This is a genomic window from Parabacteroides sp. CAG:2 (genome assembly GCF_000436315.1).
Classification (GTDB): domain Bacteria; phylum Bacteroidota; class Bacteroidia; order Bacteroidales; family Tannerellaceae; genus Parabacteroides; species Parabacteroides distasonis.
Genome location: NZ_FR885292.1, coordinates 46402 through 64164, shown reverse-complemented (window position 1 = coordinate 64164; position 17763 = coordinate 46402). Strand labels below are relative to the sequence as shown.

Here is a 17763-nt window from a genome sequence, read left to right as displayed (position 1 = left end):
ATTATATGGAAAAACAAAAACAACAACCCCAGCGGTTGCAATCATTGGATGCCCTTAGGGGTTTTGACATGCTCTTTATTATGGGCGGTGCTTCTTTATTTGTCGCTTTGGCGACATTGTTTCCGAATCCTTTTTTTCAGGCGATAGCCGGGCAGATGGAACATGTGGAATGGAACGGATTGGCGCATCACGACACGATCTTCCCATTGTTCCTTTTTATTGCGGGTATCTCGTTTCCGTTCTCACTAGAGAAGCAACGAGGAAAAGGTATGACGGAAGGGGCGATTTATAAGAAGATCGTCCGTCGGGGGATTACCTTGGTTTTCTTGGGATTGGTATATAACGGGCTATTGTCGTTTGAATTTGACCACCTGCGTTGCGCAAGCGTGCTGGCGCGTATCGGGTTGGGATGGATGTTCGCGGCCTTGTTGTTTGTCCGTTTCGGTTGGAAAGCGCGTGCAGGGATAACGGTTCTTATCTTGGTTGGCTATTGGCTGGCGATGGCTTTTGTGCCTGTGCCGGACGCCGGTGGAGCGGGGCCGTTCACGCTCGAGGGAAACTTGGTAGGGTATATTGACCGCCTGTTTCTTCCCGGACGTTTGCACGAGACTGTTTTTGATCCGGAGGGTTTATTCTCCACCGTTCCCGCAATTGCCACGGCAATGTTGGGTATGTTCACCGGTGAATGGATTAAGTTACGGAAAGAGGGGCTGACCGACCGAAAGAAAGTGCTTTGTTTAGTAGGAGCGGGAGCTGTATTGTTGATCGTCGGCTTGTTATGGAGCTTGGTCTTCCCTATCAATAAGAAGCTATGGACAAGCTCTTTTGTCTGTGTGGTAGGCGCTTATTCCGTTTGGATGTTTGCTTTGTTCTTCTATATCATAGATGTATTGGGGTGGCGTAAATGGACTTTGTTTTTTACCGTGATCGGCATGAACTCTATTACGATCTATTTGGCGCAGCGTTTCATCCGTTTCTCCTATACTTCCGATGCTATATTCGGAGGGCTGGCGAAGTTGATGCCCGAGACCGCCCAGCCTTTGGTTAGCGCTATCGCATATATCGCTGTTTGTTGGGGATTCTTGTATTTCTTATATCGCCAACGTATTTTCTTGAAAGTATAATAAACGGATGGAGAAGAAGAAATTAAATCGGTTGGAGTCATTGGACGTACTCCGTGGCTTCGACCTTTTTTGCTTAGTGGTGTTGGAGATGGTGTTGCATCCGCTGGCCCATGCGATCGATATGCCTTGGTTTAATTCTTTTATGTGGGGATTCTCGCATGTGGAATGGGAGGGATTCTCTACGTGGGATCTCGTGATGCCCTTATTCTTATTCATGGCGGGAGTTTCCATGCCTTTCTCTTTGTCTCGTTATAAAGATATGCCCGATAAGATGGCGGTATATCGGCGGATCGGGAAACGGGTGCTACTGCTTTGGGTCTTCGGTATGATGTGCCAAGGTAATTTATTGGCTTTGGACCCGGACCGGGTTTATTTGTATTCAAATACTTTGCAGTCGATCGCTATGGGGTATTTGATTGCTTCCTTGTTATTCTTGCATGTAAGGATACGGGTACAGATCGGTATTGCGGCAGCTCTTTTATTAATCTTTTGGGGAACGATGGAGTTTATTACGGTCGGTAACTATGGGGGAGGTTCGTACACACCGGATAGTAATTTGGCCGAATGGATCGACCGCACCGTACTGGGACGTCTCCGGGATGGGGCGACGGTGGAGAACGGGGAGGTGATATTCGCTACTTGGTATCGTTATACATGGATACTGAGCAGCTTGAATTTCGGGGTAACCGTGTTGACTGGGTTGTTCGCCGGATATATCCTAAAGAACAAATTATATTCCGAGCGGCTCAAATTACGGATGTTATTCGGTATTGGTCTGGGTATGGTTATCGCCGGATGGCTTTGGGGTATCGAGCTTCCCGTTATTAAGAAACTGTGGACTAGTTCGATGGTATTGGTGAGCAGTGGGTACTGTTTCTTGCTTATGGGGTTGTTCTATTATTGGATCGACTATAAAGGGCATCGAAAGTATACGACTTGGCTGAAAGTGTATGGCATGAATTCAATACTGGCTTATATGCTCACTAACGTGGTAAGTTTTAGGTGTATCGGCGAATCCTTGTTTTTCGGAACCCAGCAATATTTAGGAAATTATTATCCGGTGCTCATTGCCATGTGCAATGTATCGGTAATTTATGTACTTTTGTATGCGTTTTATAAACATAATATTTTCCTTAAAGTATAGAAACAAGAAAACTTAGATCGAAGAAAGATGGAATCAATCAAACAAATATACCGGATGGGTCATGGCCCTTCAAGTAGTCATACTATGGGGCCGATGCGTGCGGCACAAATGTTCTTGGAACGTAACCGGGGCGCTGTTCGTTTTAACGTAACCTTATATGGTAGTCTGGCGGCTACGGGAAAAGGCCATATGACGGACGCAGCTATTCTTGAGGTATTACAGCCGGTCGCGAAGACAAATATTACTTGGGAACCCAAGACTTTCTTGCCGTTTCACCCGAACGGGATGTTGTTCGAGTCGTATAATGAGAGTGGCGAGGAGCTGGATACGTGGACCGTATATAGTATCGGCGGGGGAACCTTGGCGAACGAGTCTTTCAATGAGTTGAGGACGGAGCAAGTATACGATATGCATACGATCAAGGAGATACAGGCTTGGTGTGAGAAGACTGGCCATTCCTATTGGGAATATGTCGAGCAGCACGAAGGCCCTTCTATCTGGGATTATCTGGCTGAGGTATGGGAAGTGATGCAGGATGCGGTTCGTCGTGGCCTGGAAGCGGAAGGCATCTTGCCGGGAGGTTTGGGCATTCGTCGTAAGGCTTCCGATTATATGATCCGTGCGAAAGGCTATGGCAGCAGTATCAAGAGCCGGGGAATGGTGTATGCCTATGCCTTGGCGGTGTCTGAGGAGAACGCGTGCGGTGGGAAGATCGTGACCGCTCCGACTTGTGGTTCTTGCGGTGTAATGCCTGCGGTCCTTTATCACTTGAAGGAGACGCGTGAGTTCCGTGATTCCCGTATATTGCGTGCGTTGGCTACGGCAGGCTTGTTTGGAAATGTGGTGCGTACGAATGCCTCCGTATCGGGGGCAGAGGTAGGTTGCCAAGGTGAGGTTGGCGTGAGGTGGGTTGCCAAGGTGAGGTGGGCGTGGCTTGCGCTTTGGCTGCCGCTGCCGCCAGTCAGTTGTTTGGTGGTACGCCCGCACAGATCGAGTATGCCGCCGAGATGGGATTGGAGCATCACTTGGGATTGACTTGCGATCCTGTTTGTGGCTTGGTACAAATCCCTTGTATCGAGCGAAACGCTTTTGCCGCCGCCCGTGCACTTGACGCGAATACGTTCTCGAACTTCTCCGACGGAAAACACCGGGTAAGTTTTGATCAGGTGGTTGAGGTGATGCGCCAGACAGGTAATGATTTGCCCAGTCTTTATAAGGAGACCTCGGAAGGTGGTTTGGCGAAGAACATGGAGAACTCGAATAATTAAAAGATACTATTTGATTTACTAATAAATAATCTACTATTGATGATAAACGGAAAGAAAAGCCTGTTTTACACAGTATTGATGGCCGGTGCCTTGATGTCCTGTGGTGGCCCTAAACAGGCTCCAAATGAAGATGTAGCGAAGAGTGGTAATCCTGTATTCGAGGGTTGGTACGCCGATCCGGAGGGAATTATTTACGGGGATACCTATTGGATTTACCCGACTACGAGTGATTTATATGAGAAGCAAACCTTCTTCGATTGCTTCTCTTCCAAGGATTTGGTGAATTGGACCAAGCATACCGCCATTCTTGATACGGCAGAGGTGAAATGGGCGAAGATCGCTATGTGGGCTCCTTCGGTAATCAACAAGGACGGTAAGTATTATCTTTTCTTTGGGGCGAATGACGTGCACGAGGGAGAGATCGGAGGCATCGGTGTTGCCGTGAGCGATCGTCCGGAAGGGCCTTATAAGGATTTGCTGGGTAAGCCGCTGATCAACGAGATCGTGAATGGGGCGCAGCCGATCGACCAGTTTGTTTTCCACGACACTGACAATGATGAGTATTATATGTATTACGGTGGTTGGAAACACTGCAACATGGTACGCTTGAATAAAGACTTTACCGGACTTATACCGTTCGAGGACGGAACGATTTATAAAGAGGTAACTCCCAAGGATTACGTGGAAGGCCCGTTTATGTTTAAGAAGAATGGTAAATATTACTTCATGTGGAGTGAGGGTGGCTGGACCGGACCGGATTACAAGGTCGCTTACGCCATCTCCGATTCTCCTTTTGGCCCGTTCAATCGTATCGGGGAGGTCTTGCGGCAAAATTTCGATATCGCCAACGGAGCGGGTCACCACTCGGTCATGCATGTGCCGAATTCGGAAGATTACTACATCGTGTACCATCGCCGGCCGGCCGGGGTCAAGACACGTGACCACCGGGAGACTTGTATCGAGAAGATGACGTTCAACGAGGAGGGATTGATCAATCCCGTGGAGATTACAACCGAAGGAGTTGAGGCTCGCACGATCCAATAATTACTTCCGATAGAAATGAAAGGCGGGTTCGAAGGGAATCCGCCTTCCTCTCGAAAGGAATCGTATTTCCTCTCGAATGAAAAAAAGAAGGATTACATAGCAAGAAAACTTAGGTTTTACTTGCTATGTAATTTTTTTATACTACTTTTGACGCATGTGTCAAACAATAATGACAAACAATGGTGACAAAACAAAAAATAACATTTTATTATGGAAGCGAAAGATATGAATGAGATGGAGTCTCGCATCATAGAAGCGGCGAAGCGAGTGTTTGTCCGAAAGGGGTACGAGGCGGCTACCATGAGTGACGTGGCGGCAGAAGTGGGTATTGGCAGGACGGCCTTACATTATTATTATAGGACGAAAGAGATTCTGTTCGACGCTATTTTCGGGCAATTGCTTTCTTCATTGTTGCCGAACATCGATCGGGTTTTGGATGAGAAGAGTACGATGCTGGAGAAAATGCCGGTGATCGTTGATCTGTATATGGGAATTGTTCGTGCGAACCCGATGTTCCCGAATTTTGTGGTGGGCGAGTTAAATAGAGATCCGGAACGTTTATTCCAGACCGTGCTGAAAGATCCGAAAAAAATACAGCCCATCTTGCGTCTTCGTCGTCAGATAGAGGAGGAGATGGACAAGGGGCTTCTACGGAAGATGCCGGTCATAGATTTGGTTTCGACCTTGGTGAGCCTAGTGGTCTTCCCGTTGTTGATCCGCAAGCCACTAGCGGCGGCTTTTTGGGATAACGATATGGGGCGGTTTGAGGAATATATGGATAGGCGCAGGGATTTGATCGTCGAGGTAATAACCCAGCTGATGGTCCCGGATGCCAGATGATGGATTTGTTCAATTTAATAAACATATCATAGAGTATATGAGAGGTGTATATGTATTATTGTTAATTAGCCTGTTGGGTTATGCCGGAAGGGTTAGCGGACAGGAATCGGTCACGATCACCCAATGTTACGAGTGGGCGAGGGCGAATTATCCGCAGATTCATCAAATGGGTTTGATCGATCAGACGGAGCGTTATAGCTTGAGTAATGTGGGCAAGGCTTGGCTTCCCCAGCTTTCGGTAAGCGGTAAGGCAAGCTATCAGAGCGACGTGACGAAGTTGCCTTTGGATGGCGATAAGATCTCCTCGCTTCTTCCCGGCTTTGAGATCCCTAGCTTGAGCAAGGATCAGTATCAAGTCGTGGCGCAGGTGGACCAGACGATTTGGGACGGCGGTAGCACCCGTTCGGCCCGTGCCTTGACTCGTGCTGAGGCGATCGCCAACCGGGAGCAATTGGAAAGTGAGTTGTATGCGCTGAACGACCGGGTGAATCAAATCTACTTCGGTTGCCTGCTGCAAGACGAGTTGATACGTCAGAACGCTTTGCTTCAAAAAGAGTTGCAGGTCAATATCGAGCGTATCAAGGCGATGATGGACAATGGCGTGGCGAATCAATCGGATCTGGAAAGTATGGAAGTGGAACTGCTGAATGCCCGCCAAAATGAGATTGAGCTAAAAGCGTCTCGCACGGCATATCGGCAGATGTTGGCGACCTTTATCAATAAACCGCTGACGGATCAAGTCGTCTTGAAGACTCCGGAGTCACCCGAGCGTTCATTGTCCACGCAAATCAACCGTCCGGAATTACGGGCCTTGGATGCTAAGAGCGAATGGATCGAGACGCAAAACAAGCAGGTAACGGCGGGCTTGATGCCTCGTATCGGAGCTTTCGTACAAGGTGGTTACGGCCGGCCGGGCTTGAACATGCTGGAGGATAGTTTCGAGCCTTATTATGTGGCCGGTGTCCGTCTTTCTTGGAATCTGGGGAAGTTGTACACGCTGAAGAACGACCGGAGGAAGATCGAGGTAAGCCGTCGCCAGATTGATGTGCAACGGGAGACCTTCTTATTCAATACCCGCCTGCAACTTTTGCAGCAAAACACGGAGATAAAGAAAATGACGGACCTGATGCGTGCCGATGACGATATCATCCGTCTGAGAACAAGCATCAAGCAGGCGGCGGAGGTGAAGCTGGAGAATGGCGTGATTTCCGTCACGGACCTAATCCGGGAGATCAACGCCGAGGACATGGCCCGGCAAGCCGCCGCGGCGCACCGTGTACAGCGCTTGATGACCATTTATAATTATATGTATACAACGAATTAAATAGAGTATGACAAATACAATTGATTTATGAGACATTTGATTTTTATCAGCTTATGCAGCCTTCTATGGACGGCTTGCGGTAATACAGACAATGATTTTGACGCTTCCGGTACCTTTGAGGCAACCGAGATCTTGGTATCTTCGGAAGCCAACGGAAAGATCATGGAACTGAATATAGAGGAGGGCGATCGCTTGGATGCCGGCGCCATCGTGGGTTACGTGGATAGCACCCAGCTTTTTCTGCGGAAGATGCAACTCTCTGCCAGCCTTCGCTCGGTAGATATTCGCAAGCCGGATATCCGCAAGCAGATCGCTGTCTTGGAACAACAAATCGCCACGGCTAAGACCGAGCAACAGCGACAAGAGAATTTGGTGCGTGCGAAAGCGGGTAACCAAAAGCAACTGGACGATATCGTGAATAACATCAAATATCTCCAGAAACAACTGGATGCCCAATACTCCTCCTTAAGCAAGACGACGGGAGGTGCCGACGCCGAGGCGGAGGGCCTGCAATACCAGATCATGCAATTGGATGATCAACTGATGAAAAGCCGTATCCTCAATCCCCAGACCGGTACGGTATTGGTGAAATACGCCGAGCCGGGAGAGGTGACGGCGGCAGGCAAACCGCTTTACAAGATCGCCGATACGGACTTGCTTTATCTCCGTGCCTATGTGACGGCGGATCAGTTATCCCACCTGAAACTAGGGCAATCTCTCAAGGTCTTCGCCGACTATGGGAATGATCGCCGGGAATACCCCGGTACGATCACGTGGATCTCCGATAAATCCGAGTTTACCCCGAAAGGTATCCAGACGAAGAACGAACGGGCTAATTTGGTATATGCCATCAAGATCGCCGTCCGCAACGATGGTTATCTGAAGATCGGGCAATATGGGGAAACTTCTTTTAATGAATAATGAATAATTAATAATGGATAATGGAATTTATATAGATCATATTTCGAAGAGGTATGGTGGGGTGGAGGCCTTGCGGGATCTGTCGCTGGAGATCGGCTCCGGTGAGTTGTTCGGGTTAATCGGTCCGGATGGGGCGGGAAAGACCACCCTGTTTCGTATCCTGACCACGTTGTTGTTGGCCGATAGCGGTACCGCCTCTGTCTGCGGCTTGGACGTGGTGAAAGACTTGAAGGAGATCCGCCGGCGGGTAGGGTATATGCCCGGCCGCTTCTCGCTCTACCAAGACCTGACAGTAGAGGAGAACTTGAACTTCTTCGCTACGGTCTTCAATACGACGATCGAGGAGAACTACGATCTGGTACGGGATATCTATAGGCAGATAGAGCCGTTCAAGCATCGGCGGGCGGGGAAGCTGTCCGGTGGTATGAAGCAGAAGCTGGCTTTGAGTTGCGCCTTGATCCATCGTCCGGATGTCTTGTTCTTGGATGAGCCTACGACGGGGGTCGATCCTGTCTCCCGCTCTGAGTTCTGGGATATGCTGGATCGTCTGAAACGGCAAGGCATTACGATACTTGTCTCTACGCCTTATATGGATGAGGCCTCCCGTTGCGACCGTATCGCTTTGGTGCGTTCTGGGGAATGCCTGTCTATCGATACGCCGGTAGGTATCCGTACCTCATTCGATAGGCGGCTATACGCGGTGCGATGCGCGTCGATGTATAAGTTGTTGGGAGACTTGCGGGAGTTCCCGGATACAAACTCGTGTTTCGCTTTTGGAGATGCTCATCATCTTACGTTGAGGAGGGATGGGGAGGATGTCATGAGGCGATTACAGGAATATCTGAAAGGCAAAGGTTACGCGGACGTAAGCATCGAACGCCTTGAGCCAAGCGTTGAGGATTGTTTCATGGCCTTGTAAGAGAGGGGATGTGTCGCATTTCCCCAAGATTCGACCTCGCGTCGGGTGCGAAGTCGAATCTTGGAAAAATACGGGGCTCGCGTCAGGCGCGAGGTCGAATTGCGGAAAAATGCGAGGGCTCGCGTCGGGCGCGAGGTCGAATCTCGGGAAAATGCGGGGCTCGCGTCGGGCGCGAGGTCGAATCTCGGGGAAATGCGGGGCCTCGCATTGGGCGCGAGGTCGAATCTTGGGGAAATGCGGCATTGTAATTATGAAATAAGGATAAAAAATGAAAGCGATAGAAGTAAAACAACTGACCAAACGTTTCGGCACCTTCACCGCCGTCGATCATATCAGTTTCGAGGTGGAGCCGGGCGAGATATTCGGCTTCCTCGGGGCAAACGGGGCAGGGAAGACCACCGCCATGCGTATGCTCTGCGGCTTGTCGGTCCCGACATCCGGCGAGGCCCGGGTAGCCGGTTTCGATGTCTACCGGGAGAGCGAGTCCATCAAACGGAATATCGGATACATGAGCCAGAAATTCTCCCTATACGGCGATCTAAAGGTATGGGAGAATATCCGTCTCTTCGGCGGTATCTACGGCTTGTCTAAACGGCAGCTGTCCCAGAAAACGGATGAGTTGCTGGATATCCTCGGGCTGGAAAAGGAGCGGAACACCTTGGTCGATTCCCTGCCCTTGGGCTGGAAACAGAAGCTATCCTTCTCCGTGGCGATCATCCATGAGCCCAAGATCGTTTTCTTGGATGAGCCTACCGGAGGCGTCGATCCCGTCACCCGCCGCCAGTTCTGGGAGTTGATCTATGAGGCCGCCGCCCGGGGGATTACGATCTTCGTCACCACCCATTATATGGATGAGGCGGAGTATTGTAACCGTGTCTCCATCATGGTAGACGGAAAGATCGAAGCGTTAGACAGTCCCTCCGCCTTGAAGCGGGATTTTAAGACAACGAATATGAACCAAGTCTTCCACGCCTTGGCTCGAAAAGCAACGAGAGGAGAATAAACGATGAAACAATTCATATCCTTTGTTAGAAAGGAGTTCTATCACATTTTCAGGGATGCACGCACGACAATGATCCTCTTGCTCATGCCCGTTATCCTGATCATCTTGTTCGGATATGCCATCACGACCGAGATCAAGCGTGTGCCGATCGCTATTTTCGACCAAAGCCGGGATGAGCTGACACTGAAGATGACAGACCGCTTGAATGCCAGCGAGTACTTCGAGCTGTATACGACCGTCGATAGCTATGAGGATGCCGGGGCCTTGTTTCGGCAAGGAAAGGTACACGTCGTAGTTGTCTTCCCCCCCGGGTACGCTTCCACGGCCGATGCCCAAGTACAAGTCTTGGCGGACGCTACCGATCCGAACGAGGCCACGCAGCTAATCGCCTATTGCTCGGCGATCATCGCGGAACAGTTGAAAGGAGAGTCGGCGGTTGAGAGTAAAGCCGTGACCCCGGTTACCACTTTGCTCTACAACCCTCAAATGAAAGGCGCCTACAACTTCGTGCCCGGCGTGATGGGTTTGATCTTGATCCTTATATGTGCCATGATGACCTCGATCGGCATCGTGAAAGAGAAGGAGATGGGAACAATGGAAGTCCTGCTGGTCTCCCCGTTGAAACCCATCTACATCATTCTGGCCAAGGCGATCCCATACCTATTGCTGAGTATGGTGAATATCGCTACGATCTTGCTGCTATCCTATTTCCTGCTGGACGTTCCGATAAAAGGCAGCCTGCTGTTGCTGGTTTCCGTGTCCATCCTGTACGCGATCGTATCCCTCTGTCTGGGCCTGCTGATCTCCACGGTAGCCGATACCCAGCAGGCGGCTATGTTGATCAGCGGTATCGCCTTGATGCTTCCGATCATGTTGTTGAGCGGCATGATGTTCCCGATAGAGAATATGCCGGATATCCTGCAATGGTTCTCCCATATCGTTCCGGCCAAATGGTATATCATCGCCGTGAAGGACGTGATGATCAAGGGGCTTCCCGCCGTGTCGATCTTGAAGGAGATAGGGATACTGTCGTTCATGGCGGTCGTGCTGGTATTCTTGAGTGTGAAACGTTTTAAAATACGATTATAAGCTATGTTACGATATTTGTTAGAGAAAGAGTTCAAGCAGATCCGTCGGGACCGGTTCATGCCGAAGATTATCTTCATCATCCCGATCATGCAGTTGATCATCTTACCTTTTGCCGCTAATTTCGAGATGCGAAATATCAACCTTAGCATTGTGGACAACGATCATTCCGTCACCTCCATGCAATTGGTAGATAAGGTACTATCCTCCGGATATTTCCGCCTGACAGACCGGTCGGATCGTTACGACGAGGCGCTGACCTCGGTGGAGAGCAATGAGTCCGATATCATTCTGGAAATCCCCTCTGATTTCGAGCGGGACTTGGGTAAGGAGGGCAGGGCGGACGTGATGATCGCCGCTAACGCCGTGAACGGAACCAAGGGCGGCTTGGGTAGCTCCTACCTCTCCTCGATTATACAGGATTTCAATAGGGAGAAAGGCTTCGCCTCTATGGGATCGGGCAGGGGAGTGGCTTCGATTAACCTGTTTAATCCCCACTTGAGCTACAAGATCTATATGGTTCCCGGCATCATGGTATTCTTGCTGACGATTATCGGGGGATCGATCTCCGCCTTGAATATCGTGAGCGAGAAGGAGAAAGGGACGATCGAGCAGATAAACGTCTCGCCCGTACCCAAGTCCCTGTTCCTGCTGTCGAAGCTGATCCCTTTCTGGGTGATAGGCTTTGTCCTGCTGACGGTGGCGATCCTCATCGCTTGGCTGATCTACGGCTTGGTGCCGGAGGGGAGTTTCGGGGTGATCTATTTGTTTGCCGCCGTATATTTGATCGCTTTTACGGGATTTGGCTTGGCGATCTCCTCCTTCTCGTCCACACAGCAACAAGCGATGCTTACGGCGTTTTTCTTCTTGATCATTTTCGCCTTGCTAAGCGGATTGTTCACGCCGATCAGCAGTATGCCGGAATGGGCGCAGAAGATCACGCTGGCGAACCCGGTGCGTTATTTCGTGGAGGTGATACGTATGGTCTATTTAAAGGGGAGCGGCTTTGCCGATTTACGGGGACATTTTGTGATTGTCTGTCTATTTGCTGTTTTTTTTAATCTGTTAGCGGTAATTAGTTATCGTAAAAAGGGGTAGTTCGGAAATAAATGTTTTCTTTGTATCCCGTTTACGGATTATAAACTAATACAGCGAAAAAACATGTCATTTATCATTGTCGTACTTTGTTTGGCCTTATTGATTGTCTTGATATCCTACTTTAAGGTGGATGCTTTCATCGCGTTTCTGATCTCCTCTATCTTGGCGGGCATCGCTTTGGGCATTCCGTTGGAGAAGCTGCCGGACTCGGTGAATAACGGTATCGGGAGTATCTTGGGTGGGTTGACGTTGATTATCGTATTAGGCGCTATGCTAGGCAAGTTGGTGGCCGAGAGCGGAGCGGCACAGAAGATCGCTTCCGTGATGGTGTCGCTTTTTGGTACTAAGCATATACAATGGGGGCTGATGGTGACAGGCTTTGTCGTGGGTATTCCGTTATTTTATGGGATCGGATTTGTGTTGTTGGTGCCATTGATCTTCTCGATCGTGTATAAATACAAGCTTCCGGCGGTCTATATCGGGTTGCCGATGTTGGCGGCGTTGTCCGTGACGCATGGATTCCTGCCCCCGCATCCGTCTCCGGTAGCCTTGGTGGTACAGTTCAACGCGAATATCGGCCTTACGCTGATCTACGGTTTATGTTTGGCGATTCCGGCTATCATTATCGCCGGGCCGGTGTTCGGCAGTCGGTTGAAACATATAAAATCCGGTCCGGTCACGTTGTTCGAGCAGAAAGAGGATAGCGGGAGATATAGCATGCCGGGCAAGGCGAATAGTTTTATCAGCGCTACGTTGCCTGTCTTTTTACTGATTATCGTGACGGTTATTCCTTATTGCTTTAAGGATATGGGCGAGATGGCGAGCGGGATAGTCTCTTTTATTGGTGCTCCTTCCATTGTAATGCTGATCGCCTTGTTGTTCGCTACATATACGCTGGGCATCCGGCAGGGACGTAGTATCAAGTCGGTTATGGCAGTCTATGGGGAGGCCGTGAAAGATATCTCTATGATCCTTTTGATCATCGCGGGTTCCGGTATCTTCAAGCAGATCATGGAGGATAGCGGGGTAAGCAATGAGCTGGCGACAAGTCTGGAGCAATTGCCCGTTCATCCGTTGATCTTGGGTTGGTTGATCTCTGCCGTGATCCGTTTGTGCGTGGGATCGGCTACGGTGGCGGCGTTGACGGCGGCGGGCGTGGTGATGCCTTTAGTTACGCAAACGGGTGCGAACCCGAACTTGATGGTTTTATCTTTAGGAGCGGGTAGCTTGATGTTCTCGCATGTCAACGATTCCGGCTTCTGGATGTTCAAGGAATATTTTAACCTAAGCATAAAGGATACGATCTGCTCATGGTCTATCATGGAGACGATCGTGTCGGTCGTAGGATTGATCGGGGTAATGATCTTAAATATGATTGTATAATAAAAGAATGATTGAGCAATGAGAAAGAGATGGCTGCTTAGTATCGTTATTATGCTTTTTCCTTTCGTCGCCTCGTTTGCGGCGGACCCGGAGGAAGGTACTTATCCAACGGTCGGGAGGCTTTTTCATATAGCACGAAGCGTGAATAAGAACTTGGTTTGTTACGATGTGAATCTGAGAGATGGTAAGCTGGATACACATGATCCCTTGAACGTTTATTGGGTCAATCGGGAAAAGCATCCGGGGGAAACCAATGGCTTGAGCTATATCCAACGGAAAATGGCTTATGGGTATAAACTGATCTCGGCGAGTGATAATGCTTGTGTATGCTCATTGACCGCTTATCCCTCCCGCCAGTTGACGATTACCAAACGTGATTCCCGCTATGTATGCTACATAACGATCAACAACCAACAGGCGATTCTCCAATCCCTCTACGTTAAAGCCAGCTCCAAGAATCCTTTAAGCGTCGAGTATGTAGAGCTACAAGGAATCTCTGTCGCCACGAATCAACCGGTAACGGAAAGAGTCAGGAAATAGATCAATATATTTTTTTACTAACATATAAATGAAAGAAATTATGAGCATGATTAACGCAGATGAGAATTTTGAGAAATTAGGGTTGACCTTACCTCCCGCACCGGCTCCGGCCGGGGTTTACAAGCCTTGTGTGATAGATGGCAAATACCTGTATCTTTCCGGTCACGGGCCTGTGCGGAATGATAAGTCCTTGATCATCGGACGTATCGGTAAGGACTTGACGATGGATGAAGGCAAACTCGCCGCCCAGCAAGTAGGACTTACCATGTTGGCGACCATCCAGGCGAACCTTGGTAGCTTCAACAAGATAAAGAGAGTGATCAAGGTATTGGGTATGGTAAATTGTACGCCCGATTTCGGAAAGCATCCTTATGTGATCAATGGCTGTAGCGAGTTGTTCGCCGCCGTATGGGGGCCGGATAACGGTGTAGGTACCCGTAGCGCCGTAGGATTCGGTTCTCTTCCCGATAATATTCCTGTAGAGATAGAGGCTCTGTTCGAATTATACGAATAAGCCATGGGCGATTGGTACGTCATAAGTAATGTAGACCGGATAGACTCGCCTGCCTTGGCGTTCTATCCGGATCGTATTTCCGGCAATATCGAGTTGGCCAAGAGGATCATAGGCGATACGAACCGGCTTCGTCCGCACGTGAAGACGAATAAGGCGGCTGAGGTATCCCGCATGCTGCTGGATGCCGGAATCCGGAAGTTCAAGTGCGCTACGATTGCCGAGGCCGAGATGCTGGGGCATATGAATGCCCCAGATGTATTATTAGCCTATCAGCCGGTAGGTCCGAAGATTTCCCGCTTATTAGATTTGATAAAGGCATATCCCGCCACCCATTACTCCTGCTTGGTAGATCAAGCGGAGAATGCCCGTGCGATCTCGGCTCTTTGCGAGGCCGGGAATATCACCTTGGATGTCTTTATCGATCTGAACGTGGGAATGAATCGTACCGGAGTCCTCCCGGAGAGAGCGGAGGCGCTGGTGGATGCCATTCTGCCGCTGAAGTCTCTGCAGATTATCGGGTTGCATGGCTACGACGGACATATACATGACGCGGAGCTATCGGTACGTTGCCAAGGCGCGGATGCAGCGTACGCCTTGACCGAACGTGTGTTCCGGGAGATATCCCGCAAGTTTGCCTATCCATTGGTAAAGGTGATGGGAGGTACTCCTACATTCCCGATGTACGCGAAGCGGAAGGATTGCGAATGCAGTCCCGGCACGTTTGTGTTCTGGGATTGGGGGTATGGAAACGCTTATCCGGATATGCCGTTCAAGGTAGCCGCCTTATTGATGACTCGGGCCATTTCCGTGCTGGATGAGCATCATGTTTGCGTAGATCTTGGTTACAAGGCGGTAGCCTCGGAAAGTCCTTTGCCCCGTGTGTTTTTCTTGAACCATCCGGAGGCGAAACCTATCTCCCAGAGCGAGGAGCATCTGGTCTTGGAAGTCCCGGACAGTCGGCTCTATCCATTAGGTTCCGTATTCTATGGCATTCCCGTTCATATTTGTCCTACGGTCGCTTTATACGACAAGGCTTATGTGATCCGGGATCGTGAGGCGATCGGCGAATGGCCTATCATTGCCCGTTCACGCCGCATCACCTATTAACGGTAATCAAATTATCAATTATCAACTCTCAATTAATAAAATGAATAAGCCATTTATTATCGACGCCCATCTCGACCTTAGCATGAACGCTTTGGAGTGGAATCGGGATTTGCGTGAACCCCTAAAAGAAATCAATCGGAGAGAAATCGGTATGACCGATAAGCCCGACCGTGGAAACGCCACTATATCGTTTGAGGAACTGCGTAAAGGAAACGTCGGGTTAGTAGTCGCCACCCAGATCGGTCGCTATGTAGGGCCGGATAATCCACTTCCCGGTTGGCATTCCCCGGAACAAGCTTGGGCGCAGACCCAAGGCCAACTCGCTTGGTATAAGGCGATGGAAGAGGAGGGCCAGATGGTCATGATCCGGGATAAGAAGGCCTTGGAAGCGCATCTGGCTCTTTGGAAAGACGGTGAACCCGCCGACAAGAAGCCGATCGGTTATGTATTAAGTATCGAGGGCGCCGACTCGTTCATCACGGTGAATCATGTGGAAAGGGCGTATGCTTATGGCTTGAGGGCGGTTGGCCCGGCACATTACGGCCCCGGAAGGTATGCCAACGGTACGGATTCTACCGGTCATCTGAATGCCATGGGGAAAGAGTTGTTGCGTACCATGGATCGCTTGGGTATGATTCTTGACGTGACCCATTTATGTGATGAGGCTTTCTGGGATGCGTTGGATTTGTATAAGGGACCGATTTGGGCGAGCCATAACAACTGTCGGGCCTTCGTAGATCACAACCGTCAGTTTAGCGACGAGATGATCAAGGCGTTGATAGAGCGTGGCGCCGTGATCGGTATCGCCCTAGACGCTTGGATGATGGTACTGAACTGGGTGCGAGGCGAGTCTACTCCAAGAGGCATGAACTGTGGTATGGAGATTATGGCGAACAATATCGATCATGTCTGCCAATTGGCTGGAAACGCGAACCATGTGGCTATCGGCAGTGATCTGGATGGTGCTTTCGGTACGGAGCAATGCCCGTATGACCTAGTAACGATCGCCGATCTCCAAAAGATATTCCCGATCCTTCAATACCGTGGCTTTACGGACGATGCTATCAACCGTATCGCCTCTGGTAACTGGATTGAGTTCTTACGGAAGCATTTGCCGGAATAAGCTACTGCAACCCGGGTTGCAGTGATACCGCGATGTGGATGCAGTGTTACTGCAACCTGGATTGCAGCGTCACTGCATCCGCATCGCGGTAAAAAGACAAACACGGTGAGTCTATTTTATATCTGCAATACCAAGACGAACCGGCATCCCTTCTTATATTCCTTATCGATAGATAGGGTTCCGTTTAATTTACTAGCCATCAGTGCGCAGATGGGTAATCCCAAACCATCGCCTTGCGCTAGATCCTTCGCCTCATTGAATGGCTTGAATAAGTTCTCTTTTAGATCATCCGGTATGCCTGTACCATTATCGGTAATGATAAATTGGCAAACATGAGCGCCTTTCCGTTTAAATTCCAGACGGATGTTACCGCTGGAAGTATATAATGCGGCATTCTTTAACAAATGCAATAAGACTTGCTCCAGATGCTCGGCGTTCGTCTTAATCTCCAATTGGGGCACGTCTGTTACGAGATTGACCTCCGGCTGAATATCCCCTTTAACCTTCTCCACGATTTTCTTACTGAAGTTTCCTACATTAAAAGAACTAACCTCATACGGTTCCATCAACGTATTCTCCAAGGAGGAAAGCTCTTGGATATGAACCGTAAACTGTTTCAAAGCCTCTACCCGTGTCCATACATCCTCGGCCTGCTTCGGAGCTACCGCCTGTAATTCTTTGGCGGATGCGCTAAGCTTGTTCAAGGTAGGCTCCATCTGAACCGATATGTTTTGGATGAATTGGGCTTGTTGTTCGCTATGCTCGTTTGTCGTCTGGATGATTTTCTTTAATTTCTTGTTCAGCACAATAAAGCGTAATAGAAGGAATCCCAAGAAAAGCAAGGCGGCTATCAGGATTACCACGAATGTGATAAGTCCGACAATCATATATTGCTTAACAGACAATTTATCGTCTTTTTCCTGTATTGTCTGTAGGCTCTGATCGTATTTTTGTTGTAATGCCCCTAGTTTATCCTCTGCCGTAAGAGCTTTTACGGAATCCGTCCATACGATGTATTTGTCGTAGGTACGTTCCATCAGTGGGGCATTGTTTGCCTTACGAGCGATAGAGATCAGGTTCCGGTAGCAATCGTTCACCTTCTCATATTCTTTTTTCTCCTTATACTGGTTGATCAGTTTCTGGAAAGCAGCATCCCCCTGCTCGTTTTGCCCGAACGTATAATAATAACCTGCTTGGGTATATAATAAATTGTTCGATAACTTCTCATCGCCCGCTTGGCTGGCCAGATTATCTAATGTATTGAGTTGAACTTGCGCTTGGGCGGCGTTCTTTAGCTTAATATACATTTCCAACCGCTCTTTCGT

At 49.4% G+C, this 17763-nt stretch carries 16 protein-coding genes and 1 pseudogene; 16 read left to right on the top strand and 1 reads right to left on the bottom strand.

Translation table 11 applies throughout. The annotated features are described in order from the left end of the window. The first annotated feature begins 5 nt into the window (after nucleotides 1–5). From QVP94_RS09140 to QVP94_RS09065, 16 genes and pseudogenes are all read left to right on the top strand, one after another. A complete protein-coding gene (locus QVP94_RS09140; RefSeq protein WP_022192427.1) occupies nucleotides 6–1124 on the top strand; it encodes an acyltransferase family protein in 1119 nt (372 codons plus the stop codon). A gap of 7 nt (nucleotides 1125–1131) precedes the next feature. Then, entirely contained in the window at nucleotides 1132–2268 is a 1137-nt protein-coding gene (locus tag QVP94_RS09135; protein ID WP_022192426.1) for an acyltransferase family protein, read from the top strand. A 27-nt stretch (nucleotides 2269–2295) separates the two neighbouring features. Continuing rightward, a pseudogene (locus tag QVP94_RS09130) lies at nucleotides 2296–3536 on the top strand (L-serine ammonia-lyase). A gap of 39 nt (nucleotides 3537–3575) precedes the next feature. Continuing rightward, complete coding sequence (locus tag QVP94_RS09125; protein WP_022192424.1) at nucleotides 3576–4580, top strand: glycoside hydrolase family 43 protein; 1005 nt, start codon at nucleotides 3576–3578, stop codon at nucleotides 4578–4580. 210 nt (nucleotides 4581–4790) lie between these two features. Next, the gene (locus QVP94_RS09120) at nucleotides 4791–5420 is read left to right on the top strand and encodes a TetR/AcrR family transcriptional regulator (RefSeq protein WP_022192423.1); all 630 of its coding nucleotides are present in this window, start codon (nucleotides 4791–4793) and stop codon (nucleotides 5418–5420) included. A gap of 37 nt (nucleotides 5421–5457) precedes the next feature. After that, nucleotides 5458–6744 carry a TolC family protein gene (locus QVP94_RS09115; RefSeq protein ID WP_022192422.1) on the top strand — a complete coding sequence of 429 codons (1287 nt, stop codon included), beginning with the start codon at nucleotides 5458–5460 and terminating at the stop codon, nucleotides 6742–6744. 27 nt (nucleotides 6745–6771) lie between these two features. Then, entirely contained in the window at nucleotides 6772–7665 is an 894-nt protein-coding gene (locus tag QVP94_RS09110; RefSeq protein WP_022192421.1) for an HlyD family secretion protein, read from the top strand. 13 nt (nucleotides 7666–7678) lie between these two features. Then, nucleotides 7679–8584 (top strand): ABC transporter ATP-binding protein, encoded by a 906-nt coding sequence (locus QVP94_RS09105; protein WP_022192420.1) that lies wholly within the window; start codon nucleotides 7679–7681, stop codon nucleotides 8582–8584. A gap of 268 nt (nucleotides 8585–8852) precedes the next feature. Further along, complete coding sequence (locus QVP94_RS09100; RefSeq protein ID WP_005868299.1) at nucleotides 8853–9587, top strand: ABC transporter ATP-binding protein; 735 nt, start codon at nucleotides 8853–8855, stop codon at nucleotides 9585–9587. Between the two features lie 3 nt (nucleotides 9588–9590). Continuing rightward, complete coding sequence (locus tag QVP94_RS09095; RefSeq protein ID WP_022192419.1) at nucleotides 9591–10676, top strand: ABC transporter permease; 1086 nt, start codon at nucleotides 9591–9593, stop codon at nucleotides 10674–10676. A 3-nt stretch (nucleotides 10677–10679) separates the two neighbouring features. After that, a complete protein-coding gene (locus QVP94_RS09090) occupies nucleotides 10680–11771 on the top strand; it encodes an ABC transporter permease (RefSeq protein ID WP_022192418.1) in 1092 nt (363 codons plus the stop codon). A 63-nt stretch (nucleotides 11772–11834) separates the two neighbouring features. Next, a complete protein-coding gene (locus tag QVP94_RS09085) occupies nucleotides 11835–13154 on the top strand; it encodes a gluconate:H+ symporter (protein WP_005856449.1) in 1320 nt (439 codons plus the stop codon). An 18-nt stretch (nucleotides 13155–13172) separates the two neighbouring features. Further along, nucleotides 13173–13694, top strand: coding sequence for a DUF4833 domain-containing protein (locus tag QVP94_RS09080; RefSeq protein WP_005856451.1), 522 nt, complete (start codon nucleotides 13173–13175; stop codon nucleotides 13692–13694). 40 nt (nucleotides 13695–13734) lie between these two features. Continuing rightward, the gene (locus tag QVP94_RS09075; protein WP_005856453.1) at nucleotides 13735–14208 is read left to right on the top strand and encodes a RidA family protein; all 474 of its coding nucleotides are present in this window, start codon (nucleotides 13735–13737) and stop codon (nucleotides 14206–14208) included. A gap of 3 nt (nucleotides 14209–14211) precedes the next feature. Then, nucleotides 14212–15315, top strand: coding sequence for a D-TA family PLP-dependent enzyme (locus tag QVP94_RS09070; protein ID WP_005856455.1), 1104 nt, complete (start codon nucleotides 14212–14214; stop codon nucleotides 15313–15315). A gap of 40 nt (nucleotides 15316–15355) precedes the next feature. Further along, the gene (locus QVP94_RS09065) at nucleotides 15356–16438 is read left to right on the top strand and encodes a dipeptidase (RefSeq protein ID WP_022192417.1); all 1083 of its coding nucleotides are present in this window, start codon (nucleotides 15356–15358) and stop codon (nucleotides 16436–16438) included. A 116-nt stretch (nucleotides 16439–16554) separates the two neighbouring features. Here the strand turns inward: QVP94_RS09065 and QVP94_RS09060 are convergent. Beyond that, nucleotides 16555–17763 (bottom strand): sensor histidine kinase (locus tag QVP94_RS09060; protein WP_288213216.1); only part of this gene is annotated, 1209 nt, incomplete at its 5' end.